This window comes from Mariniflexile sp. AS56, from assembly GCF_030552475.1.
Lineage (GTDB): Bacteria > Bacteroidota > Bacteroidia > Flavobacteriales > Flavobacteriaceae > Mariniflexile.
The window spans coordinates 466,939-486,343 of sequence record NZ_JAUPED010000001.1 but is presented as its reverse complement, the minus strand read 5'-3'; the positions used below and the strand labels follow the sequence as shown (position 1 = coordinate 486,343).

23 protein-coding genes are annotated in these 19,405 nt (G+C 33.7%); 17 read left to right on the top strand and 6 right to left on the bottom strand.

Features of this window, described 5'->3' with window-relative positions:
• Nucleotides 1-118: 118 nt before the first annotated feature.
• Together Q5N74_RS02280 and Q5N74_RS02275 are read right to left on the bottom strand one after the other, a co-directional pair.
• Nucleotides 119-1,666, bottom strand: coding sequence for a ribonuclease E/G (locus Q5N74_RS02280; protein WP_304387070.1), 1,548 nt, complete (start codon nucleotides 1,664-1,666; stop codon nucleotides 119-121).
• Nucleotides 1,667-2,076: 410 nt separating this feature from the next.
• Nucleotides 2,077-2,397: an HU family DNA-binding protein gene (locus tag Q5N74_RS02275; RefSeq protein ID WP_262711322.1), complete on the bottom strand. Its 321-nt coding sequence runs from the start codon at nucleotides 2,395-2,397 to the stop codon at nucleotides 2,077-2,079.
• A 108-nt stretch (nucleotides 2,398-2,505) separates the two neighbouring features.
• Here Q5N74_RS02275 and mutY point away from each other — a divergent pair, with 108 nt between their 5' ends.
• The 4 genes from mutY (at nucleotide 2,506) to gldD (ending at nucleotide 6,047) form a co-directional block, all read left to right on the top strand.
• The gene (gene mutY, locus Q5N74_RS02270; RefSeq protein ID WP_304387069.1) at nucleotides 2,506-3,549 is read left to right on the top strand and encodes an A/G-specific adenine glycosylase; all 1,044 of its coding nucleotides are present in this window, start codon (nucleotides 2,506-2,508) and stop codon (nucleotides 3,547-3,549) included.
• Nucleotides 3,550-3,656: 107 nt separating this feature from the next.
• Complete coding sequence (locus Q5N74_RS02265; protein WP_304387068.1) at nucleotides 3,657-4,109, top strand: single-stranded DNA-binding protein; 453 nt, start codon at nucleotides 3,657-3,659, stop codon at nucleotides 4,107-4,109.
• 52 nt (nucleotides 4,110-4,161) lie between these two features.
• Nucleotides 4,162-5,466, top strand: a complete 1,305-nt coding sequence (locus Q5N74_RS02260; protein WP_304387067.1) for a gliding motility-associated protein GldE — start codon at nucleotides 4,162-4,164, stop codon at nucleotides 5,464-5,466.
• Nucleotides 5,466-6,047 (top strand): gliding motility lipoprotein GldD, encoded by a 582-nt coding sequence (gldD, locus tag Q5N74_RS02255; protein WP_304387066.1) that lies wholly within the window; start codon nucleotides 5,466-5,468, stop codon nucleotides 6,045-6,047. Before Q5N74_RS02260 ends, gldD begins: the two co-directional genes overlap by 1 nt.
• A 56-nt stretch (nucleotides 6,048-6,103) precedes the next feature.
• Here gldD and Q5N74_RS02250 read toward each other — a convergent pair whose 3' ends face one another.
• Complete coding sequence (locus Q5N74_RS02250; protein WP_304387065.1) at nucleotides 6,104-6,430, bottom strand: cation transporter; 327 nt, start codon at nucleotides 6,428-6,430, stop codon at nucleotides 6,104-6,106.
• A 274-nt stretch (nucleotides 6,431-6,704) separates the two neighbouring features.
• Between Q5N74_RS02250 and Q5N74_RS02245 the strand changes: the two genes are divergently transcribed.
• The 4 genes from Q5N74_RS02245 to Q5N74_RS02230 all read left to right on the top strand — a co-directional run bounded on the left by Q5N74_RS02245 (nucleotide 6,705) and on the right by Q5N74_RS02230 (nucleotide 8,641).
• Nucleotides 6,705-7,148, top strand: a complete 444-nt coding sequence (locus Q5N74_RS02245; RefSeq protein WP_304387064.1) for a DUF4199 domain-containing protein — start codon at nucleotides 6,705-6,707, stop codon at nucleotides 7,146-7,148.
• A gap of 107 nt (nucleotides 7,149-7,255) precedes the next feature.
• Nucleotides 7,256-7,924, top strand: a complete 669-nt coding sequence (gene rplU / locus Q5N74_RS02240) for a 50S ribosomal protein L21 (RefSeq protein ID WP_304387063.1) — start codon at nucleotides 7,256-7,258, stop codon at nucleotides 7,922-7,924.
• A gap of 44 nt (nucleotides 7,925-7,968) precedes the next feature.
• Nucleotides 7,969-8,229, top strand: coding sequence for a 50S ribosomal protein L27 (gene rpmA, locus Q5N74_RS02235; RefSeq protein WP_106660099.1), 261 nt, complete (start codon nucleotides 7,969-7,971; stop codon nucleotides 8,227-8,229).
• 136 nt (nucleotides 8,230-8,365) lie between these two features.
• The gene (locus Q5N74_RS02230) at nucleotides 8,366-8,641 is read left to right on the top strand and encodes a hypothetical protein (protein WP_304387062.1); all 276 of its coding nucleotides are present in this window, start codon (nucleotides 8,366-8,368) and stop codon (nucleotides 8,639-8,641) included.
• A gap of 111 nt (nucleotides 8,642-8,752) precedes the next feature.
• On the opposite strand, the gene ahcY is transcribed toward Q5N74_RS02230, so the two are convergent.
• Nucleotides 8,753-10,069, bottom strand: a complete 1,317-nt coding sequence (gene ahcY / locus Q5N74_RS02225) for an adenosylhomocysteinase (RefSeq protein ID WP_304387061.1) — start codon at nucleotides 10,067-10,069, stop codon at nucleotides 8,753-8,755.
• Between the two features lie 138 nt (nucleotides 10,070-10,207).
• On the opposite strand from ahcY, the gene Q5N74_RS02220 reads away from it, so the two are divergent.
• The 7 genes from Q5N74_RS02220 (at nucleotide 10,208) to Q5N74_RS02190 (ending at nucleotide 17,381) form a co-directional block, all read left to right on the top strand.
• Nucleotides 10,208-10,834, top strand: a complete 627-nt coding sequence (locus Q5N74_RS02220) for a 4'-phosphopantetheinyl transferase superfamily protein (RefSeq protein ID WP_304387060.1) — start codon at nucleotides 10,208-10,210, stop codon at nucleotides 10,832-10,834.
• A gap of 63 nt (nucleotides 10,835-10,897) precedes the next feature.
• Nucleotides 10,898-11,623, top strand: coding sequence for a geranylgeranylglyceryl/heptaprenylglyceryl phosphate synthase (locus tag Q5N74_RS02215; protein ID WP_304387059.1), 726 nt, complete (start codon nucleotides 10,898-10,900; stop codon nucleotides 11,621-11,623).
• Nucleotides 11,624-11,669: 46 nt separating this feature from the next.
• Complete coding sequence (gene pnuC, locus Q5N74_RS02210; RefSeq protein ID WP_304387058.1) at nucleotides 11,670-12,302, top strand: nicotinamide riboside transporter PnuC; 633 nt, start codon at nucleotides 11,670-11,672, stop codon at nucleotides 12,300-12,302.
• Nucleotides 12,263-12,832 carry an ATP-binding protein gene (locus tag Q5N74_RS02205; protein ID WP_304387057.1) on the top strand — a complete coding sequence of 190 codons (570 nt, stop codon included), beginning with the start codon at nucleotides 12,263-12,265 and terminating at the stop codon, nucleotides 12,830-12,832. Before pnuC ends, Q5N74_RS02205 begins: the two co-directional genes overlap by 40 nt.
• Nucleotides 12,832-14,373, top strand: a complete 1,542-nt coding sequence (locus Q5N74_RS02200; RefSeq protein WP_304387056.1) for a DUF4301 family protein — start codon at nucleotides 12,832-12,834, stop codon at nucleotides 14,371-14,373. Before Q5N74_RS02205 ends, Q5N74_RS02200 begins: the two co-directional genes overlap by 1 nt.
• 2 nt (nucleotides 14,374-14,375) lie before the next feature.
• Nucleotides 14,376-14,783: an alternative ribosome rescue aminoacyl-tRNA hydrolase ArfB gene (arfB, locus tag Q5N74_RS02195; RefSeq protein WP_304387055.1), complete on the top strand. Its 408-nt coding sequence runs from the start codon at nucleotides 14,376-14,378 to the stop codon at nucleotides 14,781-14,783.
• Between the two features lie 378 nt (nucleotides 14,784-15,161).
• Complete coding sequence (locus Q5N74_RS02190) at nucleotides 15,162-17,381, top strand: TonB-dependent receptor (protein WP_304387054.1); 2,220 nt, start codon at nucleotides 15,162-15,164, stop codon at nucleotides 17,379-17,381.
• Nucleotides 17,382-17,433: 52 nt separating this feature from the next.
• Here Q5N74_RS02190 and Q5N74_RS02185 read toward each other — a convergent pair whose 3' ends face one another.
• Nucleotides 17,434-17,874 (bottom strand): hypothetical protein, encoded by a 441-nt coding sequence (locus tag Q5N74_RS02185; RefSeq protein ID WP_304387053.1) that lies wholly within the window; start codon nucleotides 17,872-17,874, stop codon nucleotides 17,434-17,436.
• 169 nt (nucleotides 17,875-18,043) lie between these two features.
• Here Q5N74_RS02185 and greA point away from each other — a divergent pair, with 169 nt between their 5' ends.
• Together greA and Q5N74_RS02175 are read left to right on the top strand one after the other, a co-directional pair.
• The gene (greA, locus tag Q5N74_RS02180) at nucleotides 18,044-18,517 is read left to right on the top strand and encodes a transcription elongation factor GreA (RefSeq protein ID WP_304387052.1); all 474 of its coding nucleotides are present in this window, start codon (nucleotides 18,044-18,046) and stop codon (nucleotides 18,515-18,517) included.
• Nucleotides 18,518-18,664: 147 nt separating this feature from the next.
• Nucleotides 18,665-19,054 (top strand): HIT family protein, encoded by a 390-nt coding sequence (locus Q5N74_RS02175; RefSeq protein WP_304387051.1) that lies wholly within the window; start codon nucleotides 18,665-18,667, stop codon nucleotides 19,052-19,054.
• Here Q5N74_RS02175 and Q5N74_RS02170 read toward each other — a convergent pair.
• Complete coding sequence (locus Q5N74_RS02170) at nucleotides 19,049-19,399, bottom strand: hypothetical protein (RefSeq protein WP_304387050.1); 351 nt, start codon at nucleotides 19,397-19,399, stop codon at nucleotides 19,049-19,051. The genes Q5N74_RS02175 and Q5N74_RS02170 overlap by 6 nt on opposite strands.
• Between the last annotated feature and the right edge of the window lie 6 nt (nucleotides 19,400-19,405).

Sequence of the window (19,405 nt, the reverse complement as noted above, 5' to 3'; positions counted from 1 at the left end):
TTTTATGTCCAGTTTATTTTGGATGTAAAGGCTTTTTTTGTTTAAGTAGTAGAATTAAAACTTCCAGTTGATATAAAACAAAAAAGCCTCACTAAATAAATAGTAAGGCTTTTTTAAATTATTTAATTTGTTTACCATCTTTATCGAAAAAGTGGTATTCCAAATACGTGTAAGCATCTCTTGGTAAAATTTTAACCCATTTTTTGTGTTCAAAAAACCATTTTGAACGTGTTGATGGAAAACCTTTTGTTAAGAAGGCTGCTATAAAAGGATGTGTGTTTAAGGTCAACTTTGTATAGTCTTTTTTTAATAGTTGTTCTAGGTCGTGTTTAATTTTAGACACGATACCTATTGGTGCTTCTACCTCAGAGCCATTGTTTACTTCGTCGGGGTTTTCCTCCTTAGTTTTAATGTTCATTTCTGGGCGAACGCGTTGTCTTGTAATTTGTATCAAACCAAATTTACTTGGAGGCAATATCTTGTGTTTAGCTCTGTCGTCCTTCATTTCATCGCGAAGGTGATTGAATAGCTTTTGCCTGTTTTCTGCACTAGTCATATCAATAAAATCGACTACAATAATACCACCCATATCACGTAAACGTAATTGGCGCGCCATTTCTGTAGCTGCTATTAAATTAACTTCTAATGCTGTATCCTCTTGGTTGTTTGCTTTATTAGAGCGGTTTCCACTGTTTACGTCTATAACGTGTAAAGCTTCGGTGTGTTCTATAATAAGATACGCACCTTTTGCCATAGAAACGGTTTTACCAAAGGAGGTTTTAATTTGTCTTTCAATTCCGAATTTTTCAAAAATAGGAACGGTAGACTGATACAATTTAACGATTGATTCTTTGTTTGGTGCAATTTCTTGCACGTAATCTTTAATTTGAATGTAAAGCTCTTCATCATCTACATGAATACTTGTAAAGGTATCATTGAATATGTCTCGTAAAATGGACGAGGCCTTATTCATTTCACCTAATACTTTACTTGGATGATGTGCTTTGTGCAGTTTTTTACACATTGCGGTCCAACGACCTAACAAATTTTGTAAATCTTTATCTAGTTCTGCAACTTTTTTGCCTTGTGCTACAGTGCGTACAATAATGCCAAACCCTGGTGGCGTAATGCTTTTTACCAATCGTTTTAAGCGGTCTTTTTCATCTTTGTCTTCTATTTTTTGAGAAATAGAAATACGGTTAGAAAAAGGCACCAAAACAATATACCTACCAGCAATAGAAAGCTCTGAGCTTATTCTAGGGCCTTTGGTTGATATGGGCTCTTTTACTATTTGTACCAATAGCGATTGATTTGATTTTAAAGCGTCGGCAACTTTGCCGTCTTTATCAATATCTTTTTCAAATGGAAAATTTTTTAAAGAAAAATCTTTTAGTTTACCTGTGCTTACACTTTTTGTGAATTTTAAAAGGGAAGGTAGTTTTGGGCCTAAATCATGATAATGCAAAAATGCATCTTTCTCATAACCTACATTTACAAATGCAGCATTTAACCCAGGAACAGCTTTTCTTATTTTGGCTATAAACACATCGCCAACCGAAAAGTTATTACCGTCTTCGTCTTTCTGTAATTCAATAAGTTTTCCATCTTTTAATAAGGCAAAATCAACGTGCTCGGAACTAGATCGAATAATCAATTCTTTATCCATTATGTTAATTTTTATCCATACGTTCTAGTACACAGTTCCAGTTAATGGCCTACAGTAATTGCTACCGTAAACTGTAACTGTTCACTGTTTACTGAACTGTACAGATGGATTATACATTATTTTTCACAGGATTTTTAATATCCGTGGAGTTCATAAAACGCCGAAAAAGCGTCTAAAAATTTAATGAACTCATTTCAATGAACGTTGTTGTTTAAAACCGAAAAAAGTAGTTTATCAACTACTTTTTAAGGCTTACTTTTTCTTTTTGTGACGGTTAGCACGTGCACGTTTTTTTCTTTTGTGCGTTGCTACCTTATGTCTCTTACGTTTTTTACCACTTGGCATAAATAGTGTGTTTTTTTGATTAATAATTTATTTTAGAACTGAAACAAGTTTCAGCCAATGCAATTTTATTTAACGTCTACATTTGTTTTAACGCCTTCTACAAAAACTTTTGCAGGCTTAAATGCAGGGATATTATGTGATGGTATTTTAATGGTAGTGTTTTTTGAAATGTTTCTACCAGTTTTTTCAGCTCTTGTTTTAATAATAAAGCTACCAAAACCTCTTAAGTAAACATTATCACCGCTCTCTAAAGAAGATTTTACCTCTTCCATAAATGTTTCAACAGTCGCTTGAACATCACCTTTTTCAATTCCCAATTTATCAGAAATTTTTGCTACTATATCAGCCTTAGTCATTTTAATATATTTTTTTAAGTTACTATAAATTTTAAAAGGGATGCAAATATAGGGATTTAAAATTCAATATTTCAAACCTAATTCATTAAAATTTAAGATTATAAACGTTTATTTTTGTTGGAAGCATTTATTTAATTAATGATATTTTCAAAAACCCTAAATAACTGGTACTCAATTAATAAACGGGAGCTTCCTTGGAGGCAGACAAAAGACCCTTATTACATTTGGCTGTCAGAAATTATATTACAGCAAACTCAAGTCGCTCAAGGCTTACCATATTACAACAAATTTGTTGATGAATTTCCGTCAGTTTTCCATTTAGCAGAGGCTGAAGAAAGTCAGGTTTTAAAATTATGGCAAGGCTTGGGGTATTATTCAAGAGCTAGAAATTTGCATGCCACCGCAAAATATATTGCTGGTGAGTTGGGGGGCGAGTTTCCTAATAATTACAAAGACTTATTAAAACTGAAAGGTATTGGCGATTATACAGCAAGTGCCATCGCTTCAATTTGTTTTAATAAAGTGGAAGCTGTGGTAGACGGGAATGTGTACCGCGTGCTATCGCGTTACTTTGGTATAGATACTGCTATTAACTCATCAAAAGGGGCCAAGGAATTTAAACATCTGGCACAAGAACTGATTGATAAAAAGAATCCGGCCGATTTTAACCAAGCCATCATGGAGTTTGGTGCTACGCAATGCAAGCCACAAAGTCCAGATTGTACTGTCTGTCCTTTTAATAATGGTTGTGTGGCATTAAGTGAAAATAGAATAGGCGACCTTCCTGTTAAAATAAAATCCGCGAAAGCGAAAAAGAAGTATTTTAATTTTTTGGTCTTTATAAATAATGAAGGCCATACTGTTTTAGAGAAACGTGAGGGGAAAGGCATTTGGCAAAACCTCTATCAGTTTCCTTTGGTTGAAACAAAAACAAGTTTAGGGTTCGATGATTTTAAATTAGTGGTTAAAAAACATACCTTATTAACAGCAGCTTCTTTTGAATTATCCTTATATAATGAAGATGTTATCATTCATAAATTATCGCATCAGCATTTATATACAAGGTTCTGGATTGTGAAAGTGAAAGATTCTTTGCTGGGAGGTATTCCTATTAATAGTATACATAGCTATGCGGTGCCTATTTTAATTGGTAATTTTATTGAAAATTTTAATTTTAACTAGTTTAATGGTCGCAATCATTTTTTTTATTAATTTTAAAAAAACGGAAAGCAAGTCTCTAAAATGCAAAGCAATTCAGTAATTTTGCTGTCCTATTAAAAAGAATAATTATGTCTGGAACATTAAATAAAGTGATGCTAATTGGGCATTTGGGAGATGAAGTTAAAATGCATTATTTTGAAGGTGGTGGTTGCGTAGGCAGGTTTCCTTTGGCAACAAACGAAACATATACTAGCAAACAAACTAACGAACGTGTTACTAACACGGAATGGCATAACATTGTTGTTAGAAATAAAGGTGCTGAAATTTGTGAAAAGTATTTGAGTAAAGGTGATAAAGTATATGTTGAAGGCCGATTGAAAACCAGAAAATGGCAAGATGAAAGCGGAAACGAGCGTTATTCAACAGAAATTCAATGTACAGATTTTACGTTTCTATCTACTAAAAAAGAAAGTGAGGGTAACGCATCAAACGCGGCAGCTCCTGCTGCACAAAAACCTGTTGCAAAACCACAAACTGCTCCTCAACCTATTAAAGAAGAGGAAGACGATTTACCATTTTAATAATAATTGTCTCGTTATTACGAGATGCTTTGTATAACTAAAACCATATTACTTGGATCCTGACCCCACAAGTTTAAAAAGTTTAATAATCGCAGTTGATTTTTCAATTGTTTTAGGTATCGTATTATTGTTTTTGCTTCTGCTTTGCTCTGCACTTATTTCTGGAGCAGAAGTGGCGCTTTTTTCACTTACACGAACAGATGTAGATAAAGGACTCGAAGTAAAATCAAAACGCATTCAAATAATAGCAAAGCTATTAGAGCGCCCCAAAAAATTATTGGCAACCATATTAGTAGCAAATAACTTTATAAATATAGGTATCGTTATTTTGTTTGCCTATTTGGCGAGTTTTTTGTTTTCTAGTATAGCTTCTCCTGTTGTTCAATTTGTGGTTGAAGTGGTAGTTGTAACCTTCTTAATTTTATTGTTTGGCGAAATTTTACCTAAAATTTATGCAAGCCGTAACAATTTAAAGTTTGCCACTTTTATGGCGTATCCTCTAAAGGTTTTAGATGTGTTATTGTCGCCATTAAGTTTGCCAATGCGTAGTTTAACTATTGCGATTCATAATAAATTAGGGAAACAAAAATCGAATTTAAGCGTAGACCAATTGTCGCAGGCTTTAGAGCTTACCAGTGAAGAAGATACTACCAAAGAAGAGCATAAAATACTGCAAGGTATCGTCTCTTTTGGTAATACAGACACTAAACAGGTCATGCGCCCGCGTATCGATATATTTGCCTTAAATATTGAACAAAAATACCTTGAGATTTTACCAGATATTATAAAAAACGGGTATTCGCGAATTCCTGTTTATAAAGATAGTATCGATACTATCAAAGGAATTCTTTACGTTAAAGATTTATTACCTTATATAGATAGGAAGCAATTTGATTGGTCTACCTTAATAAGAGAACCGTTTTTTGTGCCCGAAAATAAAAAACTGGACGATTTAATGGCAGAGTTTCAGGAGAAGAAAGTGCATTTAGCTGTGGTGGTAGATGAGTATGGTGGTACGTCCGGACTTATTTCATTAGAAGATATTATTGAAGAAATTGTAGGTGATATTAGTGATGAGTTTGATGATGAAGATTTAACCTATTCTAAATTAGATGATAACAATTTTGTGTTTGAAGGAAAAACAGCTCTAAAAGATTTTTATAAAATTATTAAAGTTGATGATGAAGCTGTGTTTGAAGAAAATAAAGGAGAGGCTGAAACTATCGCGGGGTTTGTTTTAGAGATATCAGGCAGTTTTCCAAAACAAAACAGTAAAATAAATTTTAAAAATTACGTTTTTAAAATAGAAGCTTTAGATAAAAAGCGTATCAAGCTCGTGAAATTTACAATAACTTAATGAAGCATCATTTTTACTTAGTCGCTATAATGGTCTTGTGTTTTTCTTGTGGGCAAGATTATATACCGAAGCCTAAAGCTTATTTACGCTTAGATTACCCAACGGCAGCCTATAAGCCAGCTCATGTAAATGTGCCGTTTTATTTTGAAACGAACAGTTTGGCAACTAAAATTAAATTTAAAAAAATTGCAGCAGCCAAAGAAACCTACGGTATTAATTTAGAATACCCGACGTTAAAAGGAACTATCTTTTTAACTTACAAAGCCATAGATGGCGACTCGAATGCCTTGACAGAATACCTTAGAGATGCTCAAAAATTTACTCTAGAGCATACTGTAAAGGCCGATGAAATTCCGGTGTTTCCTTATGAAAATAAAGAACGAAAAGTGTATGGTGTTTTTTCTGAAGTAAAAGGAAATGTCGCTTCACCAGCACAGTTTTATGTAACGGATAGTGTTCAGCACTTTTTAGTTGGTTCCCTATATTTTTACGCGAAACCCAATTACGATTCTATTTTACCCGCAGCAAATTATCTGCAAAAAGATATGGTTCAAATAATGGAATCGTTAAAATGGAAATAAAAAAAGGGTGCTTAATTTAAAATTAAGCACCCTTTTTTTATTTGAATTCACTTTTTTTATTGAGTCGCAACTGTTTTCATATCACTAACCTTATAAGTGTCTGATACTTTAGTCACCGTTTCTTCTAGTGAAACGGGTGTTACTTTCGCTTCATTATATTCAACCATAGCTAATTTTTTATCAAAATCTACAATGGCAGATTTTACTCCATCCATTTTAGCAATTTTCTTTTCAATGGTTTTGGCGCAACCCATAGCGCAGGTCATCCCGTCAATAGTGAACTCTGCTTTCGCATAAGTTGCATTCGGGTCTATGGTGTTTGTGGCTTCGGTGGCCACTTCAACAGTTTTAACTTCTGGTTTGGTTTCGTTTTTACAACTCATTGCAAATAAGGTTATCACCCCAACCAACATTATATTTTTTATTGAAATCATCATATTTTGGTTTTAATTCAAACAAATTTAATAAATAAAGAGGTGTTCTAATTATATATCTATATTAAAAACGCGTTAAAATTATTTTTTTACCAAAATTTTCACGAAATTTAATAGCATAAATTTTTTTAAAGTGAAATAAGTTAGACTAAAAGCTTATTTGTTAAAATGCTGAATGATTGAATTAACCATTACATTTTTAAATAAAATTAAATTTTAATCCATGAAAAAAATAGCGCTCCCCATTAGGTTTGGACTTGTTACAAGTGCCGTGTTAATTGCTTATTTTTTAATTTTAGCATTGTTTCACAAACATACAAATCCCGTATTTAGTTTTTTTAACGCCATAATAACGGCCTTCGGAATTTATGAGGTTATTAGGCTAAGTAAGTTGGAGAATCCAGGCGCCTTTTCTTATGGTGAAGGCTTTAGAATTGGGCTTGTTACAGGTTTTATAGCTACAGTAGTTTTTACAATCTTCTTCTTATTTTATGCCACCGAGTTTAGTCCTGGTTTTTTACCAGAGTTACTTAAAGAAATGCATGGCGGTTTAGGCGCCGATGTGGGTTTAGTAACCTTTGTAGTAGCCATTATGGGACTTGCAACTACGGTAGTTTCTACCCTTACGGTTATGCAGCTTTTTAAAAATAGTAAAAATATTGCCTAAAAAAAACAAAACGTTTGTAGATTAATTAATTAGCAGTATATTTGCACCCGCCTTCCGTAGAGGTTGGTACATTTTTGAATAAAATTTAATTAATAAAACGTTACGCTATGTACGCAATTGTAGAGATAGCAGGGCAACAATTTAAAGTTGTTAAAGACCAAAAGGTTTATGTACACCGTTTACAAACAGAAGAAGGAGAGCAAGTTGCTTTCGATAATGTTCTTCTTATTAGTGATGGTGACAATATAACTGTAGGCGCCCCAGCTATAGACGGAGCTCAAGTAGGAGCAAAAGTCTTAAAGCACCTTAAAGGTGATAAAGTTATAGTTTTCAAAAAGAAAAGACGTAAAGGTTACCGTAAGAAAAACGGCCACCGTCAATCTTTAACTGAAATCGTAATTGAAAGTATTGCTGCTTCAGGAGCTAAGAAAGCTTCTAAAGTTGAAAAGAAAGCAGAACCAAAGGCTGAAGCTCCGAAGGCAGAAGTTAAGAAAGCTGCACCAAAAAAATCTGCTACTAAAGCGGATGATTTGAAAAAAATTGAAGGAGCTGGACCTAAAGCTGCAGAAGCATTAGTAAGTGCAGGCTTAGACACTTTTGCTAAGGTGGCAAAAGCAAAACCAGAAGAATTAAGTGCAATTCTTACTGAAGCAAGTTCAAGATTATCTCACATCGTTACAGATACGTGGCCTAAGCAAGCTAAATTAGCTGCAGATGGTAAATGGGATGAATTAAAAGAATTACAAGATAATTTAGACGGTGGTATTGAAAAGTAATTTTTCAATAACACTTAATATTAACAATATAAAAACTTAAGACAATGGCTCATAAAAAAGGAGTAGGTAGTTCTAAGAATGGTAGAGAATCAGAATCGAAACGTTTAGGTGTTAAGATATTTGGTGGTCAAGCTGCTATTGCTGGAAACATTATCGTAAGACAAAGAGGTAATACGCATCACCCAGGTGAAAATGTGTATTCTTCTAAAGATCATACATTACACGCCTATGTTGATGGTGTTGTAAAATTCACAAAGAAAAAAGATAACAAATCTTATGTTTCTATTGAGCCTTTTGAGGTTTAATAAAAAACTTTTCTTACAATGTAGTAAAAACCTTTCTGGAAACAGAAGGGTTTTTTTATTGTCTTTATTGGAATAATTTACTAACTTAGAGTATTGCATTTAGTATGCATGTATTGTTTCACTTAAATTCGCTGTTATGTTACTCCCATTTAGATCTGAAATTAGAAATTCTCCAACGAGGCAAACCATTAAAATATTTTTGAATGATGAATCTTTAGATGGTCAAATTAAAAGTCATCTAGAGCATTTTACCGAAATAGAACTTATTGAAATAAATGAAACTGTTGAGCAAAATTTAGCAGATGAAAATTTAACCATATTTTTAAAAGAAATGGTTGATATAAATAGAATGAAAGCGTCTATAGATTCTAGCTTGTGGTGGTATTTTGAAAAAGACATGGTTGATGAGTAGGTTTGTGTATTCTTCCTTTAATACGCTTAAAATAATAAAATAAAAAATCCCAAACATAAATGCTTGGGATTTTTTATTTTAACGTGATGCTGAACAAATTCAGCAGACGAATTAATATCTGTAATATTCTGGTTTAAAAGGCCCTTCAACAGCTACACCAATGTAGTCTGCTTGCTCTGTACGCAGTTCTGTTAACTCTACACCAATTTTCGCTAAGTGTAATTTTGCTACTTTTTCATCAAGATGTTTAGGTAACATATATACATCGTTTCCGTAAGCGTCATTGTTATTCCAAAGCTCTAACTGTGCTAAAGTTTGGTTGGTGAATGAATTACTCATTACAAAACTTGGGTGACCTGTAGCACAACCTAAGTTTACTAAACGACCTTCAGCAAGTATGATAATATCTTTACCATTTACGGTGTATTTATCAACCTGTGGTTTGATCGTGTTTTTAGTATGTCCGTGGTTCTTGTTTAACCAAGCCATATCAATTTCATTATCAAAATGTCCAATGTTACAAACAATGGCTTTGTCTTTCAATGCTTCAAAATGTTGTGATTGTACAATATCTTTATTTCCAGTAGTCGTAATAACGATATCAGCGATTGGAGCAATAGTTTCAAGTTTTTTAACTTCAAAACCGTCCATAGCTGCTTGTAAAGCACAAATTGGGTCAATTTCTGTAACAGTTACGATACTTCCTGCGCCTTTAAAAGAAGCAGCTGTACCTTTACCTACATCACCATAACCACAAACAACAACACGTTTTCCAGCAAGCATTAAGTCTGTTGCACGACGAATCGCATCTACAGCACTTTCTTTACAGCCATATTTGTTATCGAATTTCGATTTTGTAACCGAATCGTTTACGTTAATAGCAGGCATTGGCAATGTTCCTTTTTTAACACGTTCGTAAAGTCTGTGAACACCCGTAGTAGTTTCTTCACTTAAGCCTTTAATGCCAGAAACTAATTCTGGGTAACGGTCTAAAACCATATTGGTTAAATCGCCACCATCATCAAGAATCATGTTAAGTGGTTGTCTGTCTTCACCAAAGAAAAGTGTTTGTTCAATACACCAATCAAATTCTTCTTCAGTCATATCTTTCCAAGCATAAACAGCGGTACCTGCATCTGCAATCGCAGCAGCAGCTTGATCTTGGGTAGAGAAAATGTTACAAGAACTCCAAGTAACATCGGCGCCTAAAGCTTGTAATGTTTCAATTAAAACCGCAGTTTGGATGGTCATGTGTAAACATCCTGCAATACGTGCGCCTTTAAGTGGTTGTGAATTTCCGTATTCTTCACGTAAACTCATAAGTCCTGGCATTTCCGCCTCGGCTAATTCTATTTCTTTTCGGCCCCAAGCTGCAAGTGAAATGTCTTTTACTTTATTAGCTACGTAAGGAATCGTTTTTGTACTCATATCAACTTTTTATTTTTTCTTTGTTTTATAAAAGGAAAACATCTTTGGAATCGTATTTAAATTAGTTAAATTGCTCAACAAAAATGTTTATTCGACCTTAGACGGTGCAAAGATAACTAATAACTTTTAGAATATTAAATGCCTCTTTACAAAACCATTACTCCTAATTCACAAACTGTTGTTAAAATCTGGAAGATTACAGAATCTTTTGACGAATTAATACAAGCAGTAAGTTTGAAGCCTGAAAGTTTGCAGCGTGTTCTAGCAATGAAAAGTGAGCTGCATCAGCGAGGTTTTTTAAGTGTACGTCGTTTGTTGAAAGAATTTGGGTATGCAGATGCGGACTTGTTTTATGATGAAAATGGCAAGCCACATTTAAATGATGGTAAACAAATATCTATTACACATTCGTTTCATTTTGCCGGCGTTATAATAAGTGATTCCATTATTGGAATTGATATTGAAAAACAACGTGATAAAATAACTGTGATTGCTCATAAATTTATCGATTATGAAGGCAGTTACCTGAATAAGAAAGCGCCAGATTATATTAAAAAACTAACTGTTATTTGGTGCATTAAAGAATCGCTATATAAATTGTTTGCAACTCCAGGATTAAGTTTTAAGAAACATTGTTTGGTGATTCCTATTTCTGATAATGAACTGGAAACCATTGCTTGGGTTGATTATAAAACTAAAAAACAGCGCTATCAAATTCAATTTTTAGAGTTTGAAGATTTTACATGCGCGTATGCCATAAAATAAAACAAACCATTTTATACTAATATTTGTGTATTTTTCGAAGTATCGGAACAAGCTGTGGTAGTAATGAAAAACATATACCAAAACATTTTAAAATCAGTTTCTACTAAAAAAAAACTTTTAGCCGTTTTAATAGACCCCGATAAATTTCCTGTTGAAAACACTAGAAAGTTCATAGACAAAGTGAATGTATCTATCATTACACATGTTTTTGTTGGAGGTAGTACGGTTGAAGCTGGTGTAACTAGTATTTTAGTTGCTGAAATAAAAAAGGAAACCACACTTCCTGTAATTCTGTTTCCAGGTGATGTCACTCAAATTACAAATCATGCAGATGGTCTGTTGTTTTTAAGTTTAATTTCTGGTAGAAACCCTGATTATTTAATAGGAAAACATGTGGAGTCCATCTCCAAATTGAGAAAAACACAGCTAGAAGTTCTTCCTACAGGTTATATTTTAATTGAAAGTGGTAGAGAGACCGCGGTACAGCGAGTTACGGGAACGCTTCCAGTAGCAAGTGCAGCTATTCAAAAGATAGTAGATACTGCTAAAGCAGGAGAGCTGTTAGGAATGGGACTAATATATTTAGAAGCAGGGAGCGGTGCTGTTAGTCCAGTGTCCGCTGAAATTATTAAGGCTGTTAAACAAGAATTAGAAATACCCTTAATTGTTGGTGGCGGAATTAAAAATAAACTTCAACTTGAAAGCGCATATGCTTCAGGGGCTGATATGGTGGTAATAGGTACCGCTTTTGAAGAAGATGAAAGTTTTTTTGATGATTTACTGGTATAGTTTGTTGTTTTTAATTGATGATAAAATAAAATAGTGCAGTTCGATTATGAATGAGATTTTTGATTTCTTTTTAGAAGCGTATCGCAATACGCCAACCTATCAAATAGTTTTGGAAGGCATCGCGTTCGTGTTTGGCATTTTAAGTGTTTGGTATGCTAAAAACGAAAATATTTTAGTGTATCCCACGGGTATTATTTGCACGGTGATAACTGTTTACTTGTTGTATATAAATGAGTATTTTGGAGATATGTTGATGAATTTCTATTATTCCATTATGAGTATTTACGGGTGGTGGAATTGGTCAAGGAAAAAGGAGAATTCTGCAGTATTACCTGTTTCAAGAACAAATTTAAAAGAAAAGCAACTAGGGGTATTACTATTCATTTTAACCATGATTGTTACTTATTTGGTTTATCAAGCATTTAATTATGATATGCAAATTCCTAACTATATAGATGTTGTAACCTCTGGCATTTTCTTTACGGCAATGTGGTATATGGCTAATAAAAAACTTGAAAATTGGACACTTTGGATAATTGCTGATTTAATAACGATTCCGCTTTATGCTTATAGAGGACTGGGAGTATTATCGTTTCAGTATGTAATCTTTACTATATTAGCAATTCAAGGATATAGAGAATGGAAGAAAAGTATAAGCAAGAACCTGCAAACTGTGTGAAAATAGTGTTATTTGGTCCAGAATCTACTGGGAAAACAACACTTTCTGGCCAATTGGCAAGATATTATAATTCGGTTTGGGTGCCAGAATATGCTAGAGAGTATCTTCAAAATAAATGGAACGACGAGCGTAAAACTTGTGAAGCTCAAGATTTACTTCCAATTGCAGAAGGGCAAATGCACTTAGAGAATAAGTTAGCGAGAAAAACGGATACTGTTTTAATTTGTGACACCGATTTATTGGAAACAAAAGTGTATTCTGAAGCCTATTACTTAGGGATTTGTGATCCAATTCTTGAGAAATTCGCCTTACAAAACACGTACGATTTATATTTTTTAACCTATATTGACACCCCTTGGGAAGCAGACGATTTAAGAGATAAGCCAGATGAAAGGTTGGCTATGTTTAAGGCCTTTGAAAAGGCTTTAATAGATAATAAACGTCCCTACGTTTTGCTAAAGGGGAATATGAAAGACCGATTAGAAACCGCCGTTAATTATATTGATAAATTATTAATTAAAAACAAGTGATGTTTACAGTACAAGATATTCAGCAAATAGAAAATCATGGATTAACAGAAGAAAAAGTTAATGCCCAGATTAAACTTATGAAGTCTGGAACAGCTTATTCAAATCTAATAGAAGCAGCGTCTATTGGTAATGGAATTTTGAGAAAAAATAAACAGCAGGAACTTGATTGTATTGATTTTTTCGATGGTAAGCGCGAACAAATTACGGTTGTGAAGTTTGTGCCAGCTTCTGGTGCGGCTACTCGCATGTTTAAATTCTTGTTTCAGTTTTTAAATGAATTTGACCCCAAAAAGCAAACGATAGAATCTTATACGGAAAAGAATAAGGATGTTTCTGTGTTTTTAGAAGGCTTAGAAAAGTTTCCGTTTTACGAAGCTGTTAGGGGAGAAGTACTTGAAATAACACCCGGTTTTGATGGTTTATCACTTGGTGAACAAGGTCTTTTATTTGTGAAAACGATGTTAGATCCTGATCAATTAAATTATAGTTTTTACCCTAAAGGTTTGTTGCCGTTTCATAAGTACGACAGCCATATTTCAACGGCCTTTAAAGAGCATTTATTTGAATCGATTATGTATGCTTCATCAAATAATAAGGCTAATTTACATTTTACAATTTCAGAAGTGCATCAAGCGATGTTTGAAAAGGAATTGGAACTTATTAAAGAGCCTATTGAAAATGAAACCAAAACAAAATTCAATGTGTCCTTTTCATACCAAAGTAAATCTACAGATACTGTTGCGGTAACTTCTAAAGATGAACTTTATAGAACTGAAGAAGGTGAATTATTATTCAGACCATCGGGTCACGGGGCATTAGTTGAAAACCTAAACACACTCGATTTTGATCTTATTTTTATTAAAAATATTGATAATATTGTTGTTTTAGAGCAAAATTTCGAAATTTCTAATTGTAAAAAAATGTTGGCAGGTATTCTTCTGCAAATACAAACGCAAGCTTTTAAGTATTTAAAAAAGTTAGACGACGAAACTATTTCTGAGGATGAGGTTCATAACATAGAATTATTTGTTATAAACCGGATTAATGTTGAATTAAATGAAGCTTATAAATCATATCCATTAAAAGAGAAAATAAGTTATTTACACAAAAAACTTAACAGACCCATTCGCGTTTGTGGGATGGTTAAAAATGAAGGAGAGCCTGGTGGTGGTCCGTTTTGGGTCAAAGATAATCATGGAGAGGTGTCTTTACAAATAGTGGAATTTGCACAAATTGATATTGAAAACCAATCACAAAAAAATATTGTAGACCATGCAACACATTTTAATCCAACAGATTTGGTATGTGCAGTAAAAGATTATAAAGGACATAAATTCGATTTAACAAAATATGTAGATCCTAACGCGGCTTTTATGACTATAAAATCCCAAAATGGTACAGATATCAAGGCTCTAGAGCTTCCTGGGTTATGGAATGGTACTATGGCTTTTTGGAATACTATTTTTGTTGAAATTCCTGTAGAAACCTTCCATCCAGTAAAAACAGTAAACGATTTATTAAAGCCCGCGCACCAAGTATAATAATGTTGAATAAAGACGCTTTGTTTCAAGAATTGACTTTTAAGGCCGTTAGAAGTTCGGGTGCTGGTGGGCAACATGTAAATAAAGTATCATCAAAAGTAGAACTTACTTTTAATGTGTTTGAATCGTCGGTTTTTAATGAAGTATTAAAAGTGCGACTTATAAATAAACTTCAAAATAGGCTAACTAAGGAAGGTGTTTTAATGTTGCAATGTGATGAAAGTAGAAGTCAGCATAAAAATAAAGAACTCGTAATAAAACGTTTTTTTGAACTTATTAAAAACGGTTTACTCATTCCTAAAAGAAGAATCCCAACAAAAATTCCAAGAGCCGTTATTAAAAAGCGCCTAAAAAGTAAGCGTAATCTGTCTGATAAGAAGGCGAATAGACGAAAGCCTGATGTAGATTGAAAAAAAATAACAATTGATAATTGACAATTGCTAATTGGTTAGTACATTTGCAGCGTTCTCAAAAAAGGGGTGCCTAAATCGGCTGAGATCATACCCAATGAACCTAGAACAGGTAATGCTGTTTAGGGATGCGATAATCGCTAATTAGATATTATATTTTTGTTTAGAGTTGCCTAAAGTAGATACTGAAGGTCTTTTTTCAAAAGAAAGTATCAAAATTAAATTTTTTAACTATTAAGAATAATGACCTCTTTTTATTCGATTATAAGTATAATCGTAATGAAATCTACTTTTCTTATTCCTTCGTCAAAAAGTGTTAATTGCTTTTTTATGAAATTCAGTTTTGACTTTCAAAATAAAGTTGTCAAAACTAAAAACATGTTTCTTTTTTTAACACTCTTCGTGTTAACTATTAGTGTTTCAGCACAAAAGAATCAAATTCAGCAAGATTCTACTAAAACAGAAAAACTAGATGAGGTTTTAGTGAGTGCTGTTCGTGTTAATGCCACATCACCTATTACGCATTCAAACATTACCAAAGAAGATTTAGAAAAACGTAATTTAGGTCAAGATTTGCCTATTTTACTAAATTATTTACCGTCTGTTGTTACCACTTCAGATGCCGGTGCTGGCGTGGGTTACACTGGTATTCGTGTGCGTGGTGTAAGTGGGCAATCCACCAATGTGACTATCAACGGGATTCCTTATAACGATAGTGAGTCGATGGGGTCGTATTGGGTTGATTTACCTGATTTTTCTTCTTCAGTGGAAAGCTTACAGTTGCAACGTGGTGTAGGTACATCTACCAATGGTTCGGGCGCTTTCGGTGCGAGTATAAACATTTTAACCGATGCTGTTTCGTATGAAGCAAATGCCGAAATTTCAAATGCTTTTGGTAGTTATAATACGAGAAAGCATAATGTAAAATTTAGTACAGGGTTAATTAATGATCACTTTGAGTTGTCTGGACGTTTATCCCAAATTAATTCTGATGGGTATATAGATAGAGCTGCTTCCGATTTAAAATCGTATTTCCTTCAAGGTGTTTATAAAGATGGTAATACCTTATTGAAAGCCTTGGTGTTTGGTGGGCATGAACTAACATATCAAGCATGGTATGGTACGCCTTTGGCTAGAATTAATGGAGATACTGCAGGTGTTGAAGCTTATATTTCAGAAAATTATCTATCAGATGCTGAGGCAGAAAACCTTAGAAATTCAGATAGAAGGTATAATTACTACACCTATGAGAATGAGGTTGATAATTACAAACAAGATCATTACCAATTGCATTGGAACGAGCGTTTTGATAATAAGTGGTCTACTAATTTAGGGTTGAATTACACATATGGTCGTGGTTATTTTGAGCAATATAAGGTCGATGAAGATTTTGCCGATTATGATTTAGATGAAATCACCATGGGTGGAGAAACCATTAATAGCACCGATTTAATTCGCAGACGTTGGTTAGATAATGATTTTTATGTGGTTAATGGAAGCGCTAACTATAAAACGGGTGAGTTAGATATGTCTTTCGGTTTGTCTTACAGTAAGTATGTTGGTAAGCATTTTGGTGAAATTATCTGGGCCCGTTATGCGAGTAATTCAGAGTTTGGTGATCATTATTATGATGGCAAAGGGGTGAAGAAGGATTTTAGTAATTTTATAAAAGCGACGTACAAATTAAGTGATCAAATAAGTTTGTATGGTGATTTACAAACGCGTGTTGTAGATTATAAAACAACAGGATTAACATCTGATAGGGTGAGTTTATTAGTAGATGAAACTTTTAATTTTTTCAACCCAAAAGCAGGTATAACTTATGAGTTTGATGCGGATAATAACATTTATTTCTCGTATGCCAGAGCAAATCGTGAACCAAGCCGTAATGATTTTGAAAACAATCCAGAAATAAAACCAGAACAATTAAACGATTTTGAGTTGGGTTGGAGACATACCAATAAAGCCTTTAATGTGAGTATTAATGGTTACTATATGAGATATAATGAGCAGTTAACTTTAACCGGTGCTCTTGATGATGTGGGGTCACCTATAAGGGAGAATAGTGGTAAAAGTTACCGTTTAGGTTTAGAGGTTGATGCGGGTATTCAAGTATCTAAGCAGTTTGCCATTCGACCTAATTTTACCATAAGTTCAAATAAAAACGAGGAGGCTGTGGTTTCAAAGGATGGGGCTTTTGTGAATTTAGGTGAAACTAATATTTCATTTTCACCAGAACTTGTTGCGGCAAATGCGTTGGTGTTTCAGCCAATAAATAGTTTGCAAATGTCTTTCTTAAGTAAGTTTGTGGGCGAGCAGTTTATGGGGAATTCAGATTCTGACGCTTCAAAATTAGAAAGTTATTTCGTGAACGATTTCAATATTACTTATGAATTGAAATTGAATTCAGTATTCAAATCCATTCTATTTTCAGGATTGGTAAATAATATTTTTGGAGAGAAATATATATCTAACGGGTATTATTTCACTTATGATGATACGTGGTCAGACCCAAATGCCACTACAACCATTGAAGGTGCAGGGTATTATCCGCAAGCAACTACTAACTTTTTAGTAGGAGCGACTTTAAAATTTTAATTTTTGCCTCAAATTTTAATTTGGAAAAGCGGTTCTTACGGGAGTCGCTTTTTTAGTTATTATAAACTCGAATAATCGAGCCAGAAACATCAACCCTGTAACGAATTAAGGTGTAAGAACCCGTAGTGCCTTCTCTTCTTATCCCGTTTAAAATATCATAAGAATTCCCATCGTCACAATTACATGTGGCTATAATGCCTGCAACACTTAGTTTGGAGCAGCTGCTTATTTGGTGGTTGGGATCTGTTATTTCAAAAGCATTGTAGTTGTTAGCGCCAGCATAGTATAGAACCACGCCGTTTATGCCATACGGACTGTTTAAAATAACAAAATTACCAGGGAATTTTAATTGACTAAACTCCGGTAAATTGGTGTTTATTAAGCTTCCAGTGTTAAATTGGTAGTTTGGTAAATAAGGGTTTTCTGTAACAGTGCCATTGGTGCTGCAAGCGGCTAAAAGTAAAAAACTAAGTAAGAATAAAAGGGATTTCATATGTAATTGGGCCATAATTTTCAATTTACAACATTAAGCAAAATGAGTTAAATATTTTGTATATTTGTTATTCAATCTCGTGTAAACGGGATTTTTTTATGCTGAACTCCTGCACTGATTATTATTGAAGTGGGTTTCAGCATTTTATTATTAATAAAACGATGAAGTTATGAGTAAAGTATCATACTATACACCAGAAGGGTTAAAAAAATTAAGAGAAGAGCTTAAGCAGTTAAAAGATGTGGAACGCGTAAAAGCATCTAGAGCTATTGCAGAAGCTAGAGATAAAGGTGATTTAAGTGAAAATGCTGAATATGATGCTGCTAAAGAAGCGCAAGGGATGTTGGAAATGCGTATTGCTAAATTAGAGGATGCATTGGCAGGAGCGCGACTTATTGACGAGTCTCAATTAGATAGTACCAAAATATTAGTGCTATCTAAAGTGAAAATAAAGAACCAAACCACAGGTATGGAAATGAACTATATGTTAGTGGCTGATGGTGAGGCTAATTTAGCTACAGGTAAAATATCTGTTAATTCACCTATTGGTAAAGGCTTGTTAGGAAAATCTGTTGGAGATGTAGCCGAAATACAAGTGCCAAACGGCGTGATTAAGTTTGATATTATAGAAATTTCAAGATAATTCATTCGCGCGTAAGCGTACACTTTACGATTTTTAAACACTATTTAATTTGAAATAAAAATCAAAAAAAATATATAAAAGATTCCTGATTTATTTAATCAGGAATCTTTTATATTTACAATTATTCACTTACCCTCAATAAACATTATGGCTTCAATTTTCACTAAAATAATTAATGGCGAAATACCTTGCTACAAGATTGCTGAAACAGACGAGTTTTTAGCTTTTTTAGACGTAAACCCAAATACAGAAGGACATACGTTATGCATTCCTAAAAAAGAAGTTGATAAAATTTTCGATTTAGATGAAGCCACATATACGGGTTTAATGCAGTTTTCTAGACGTGTAGCTATCGCTATTGAAAAAGCTATACCGTGTAAGCGCGTTGGGGTGACAGTTATTGGTTTAGAAGTGCCTCATGCCCATGTGCATTTAATTCCGTTACATACTATGGATGACGCTCGGTTTATTCAAAAAACAAAGCTATCTACGGAGGCGTTTCAGGAACTTGCAAGTCGCATTAAGGCAGAATTATAAGCTGGTGTAGATTATTGCCGAAACAATACAAATAACCACAATGATGCCCGAAAAAATAGCCAACCACGACGTTTTTTTTAAGCGAGTCGAGGTCTTTTTTGGTTTTACTGCTTTTTTGTGATATTCAACAACCCGATCAATGTCTTCAGTCCAATTAACAGGGTAGATGTCGGTTTTACATGTTTTACAAGCCAAATCATATTTAATTTCAGCGGTAATGGCTTTATAGAAATCTGTTTCCACCATTTTTTGCTTAATAGTTAGGCGCAAACCATCCGTATTAAAACATGTGGGGCAGTTGTTGTTTAAATCAACTTCCTTAATAAATACAAATTGTTCGGTCATAATTTA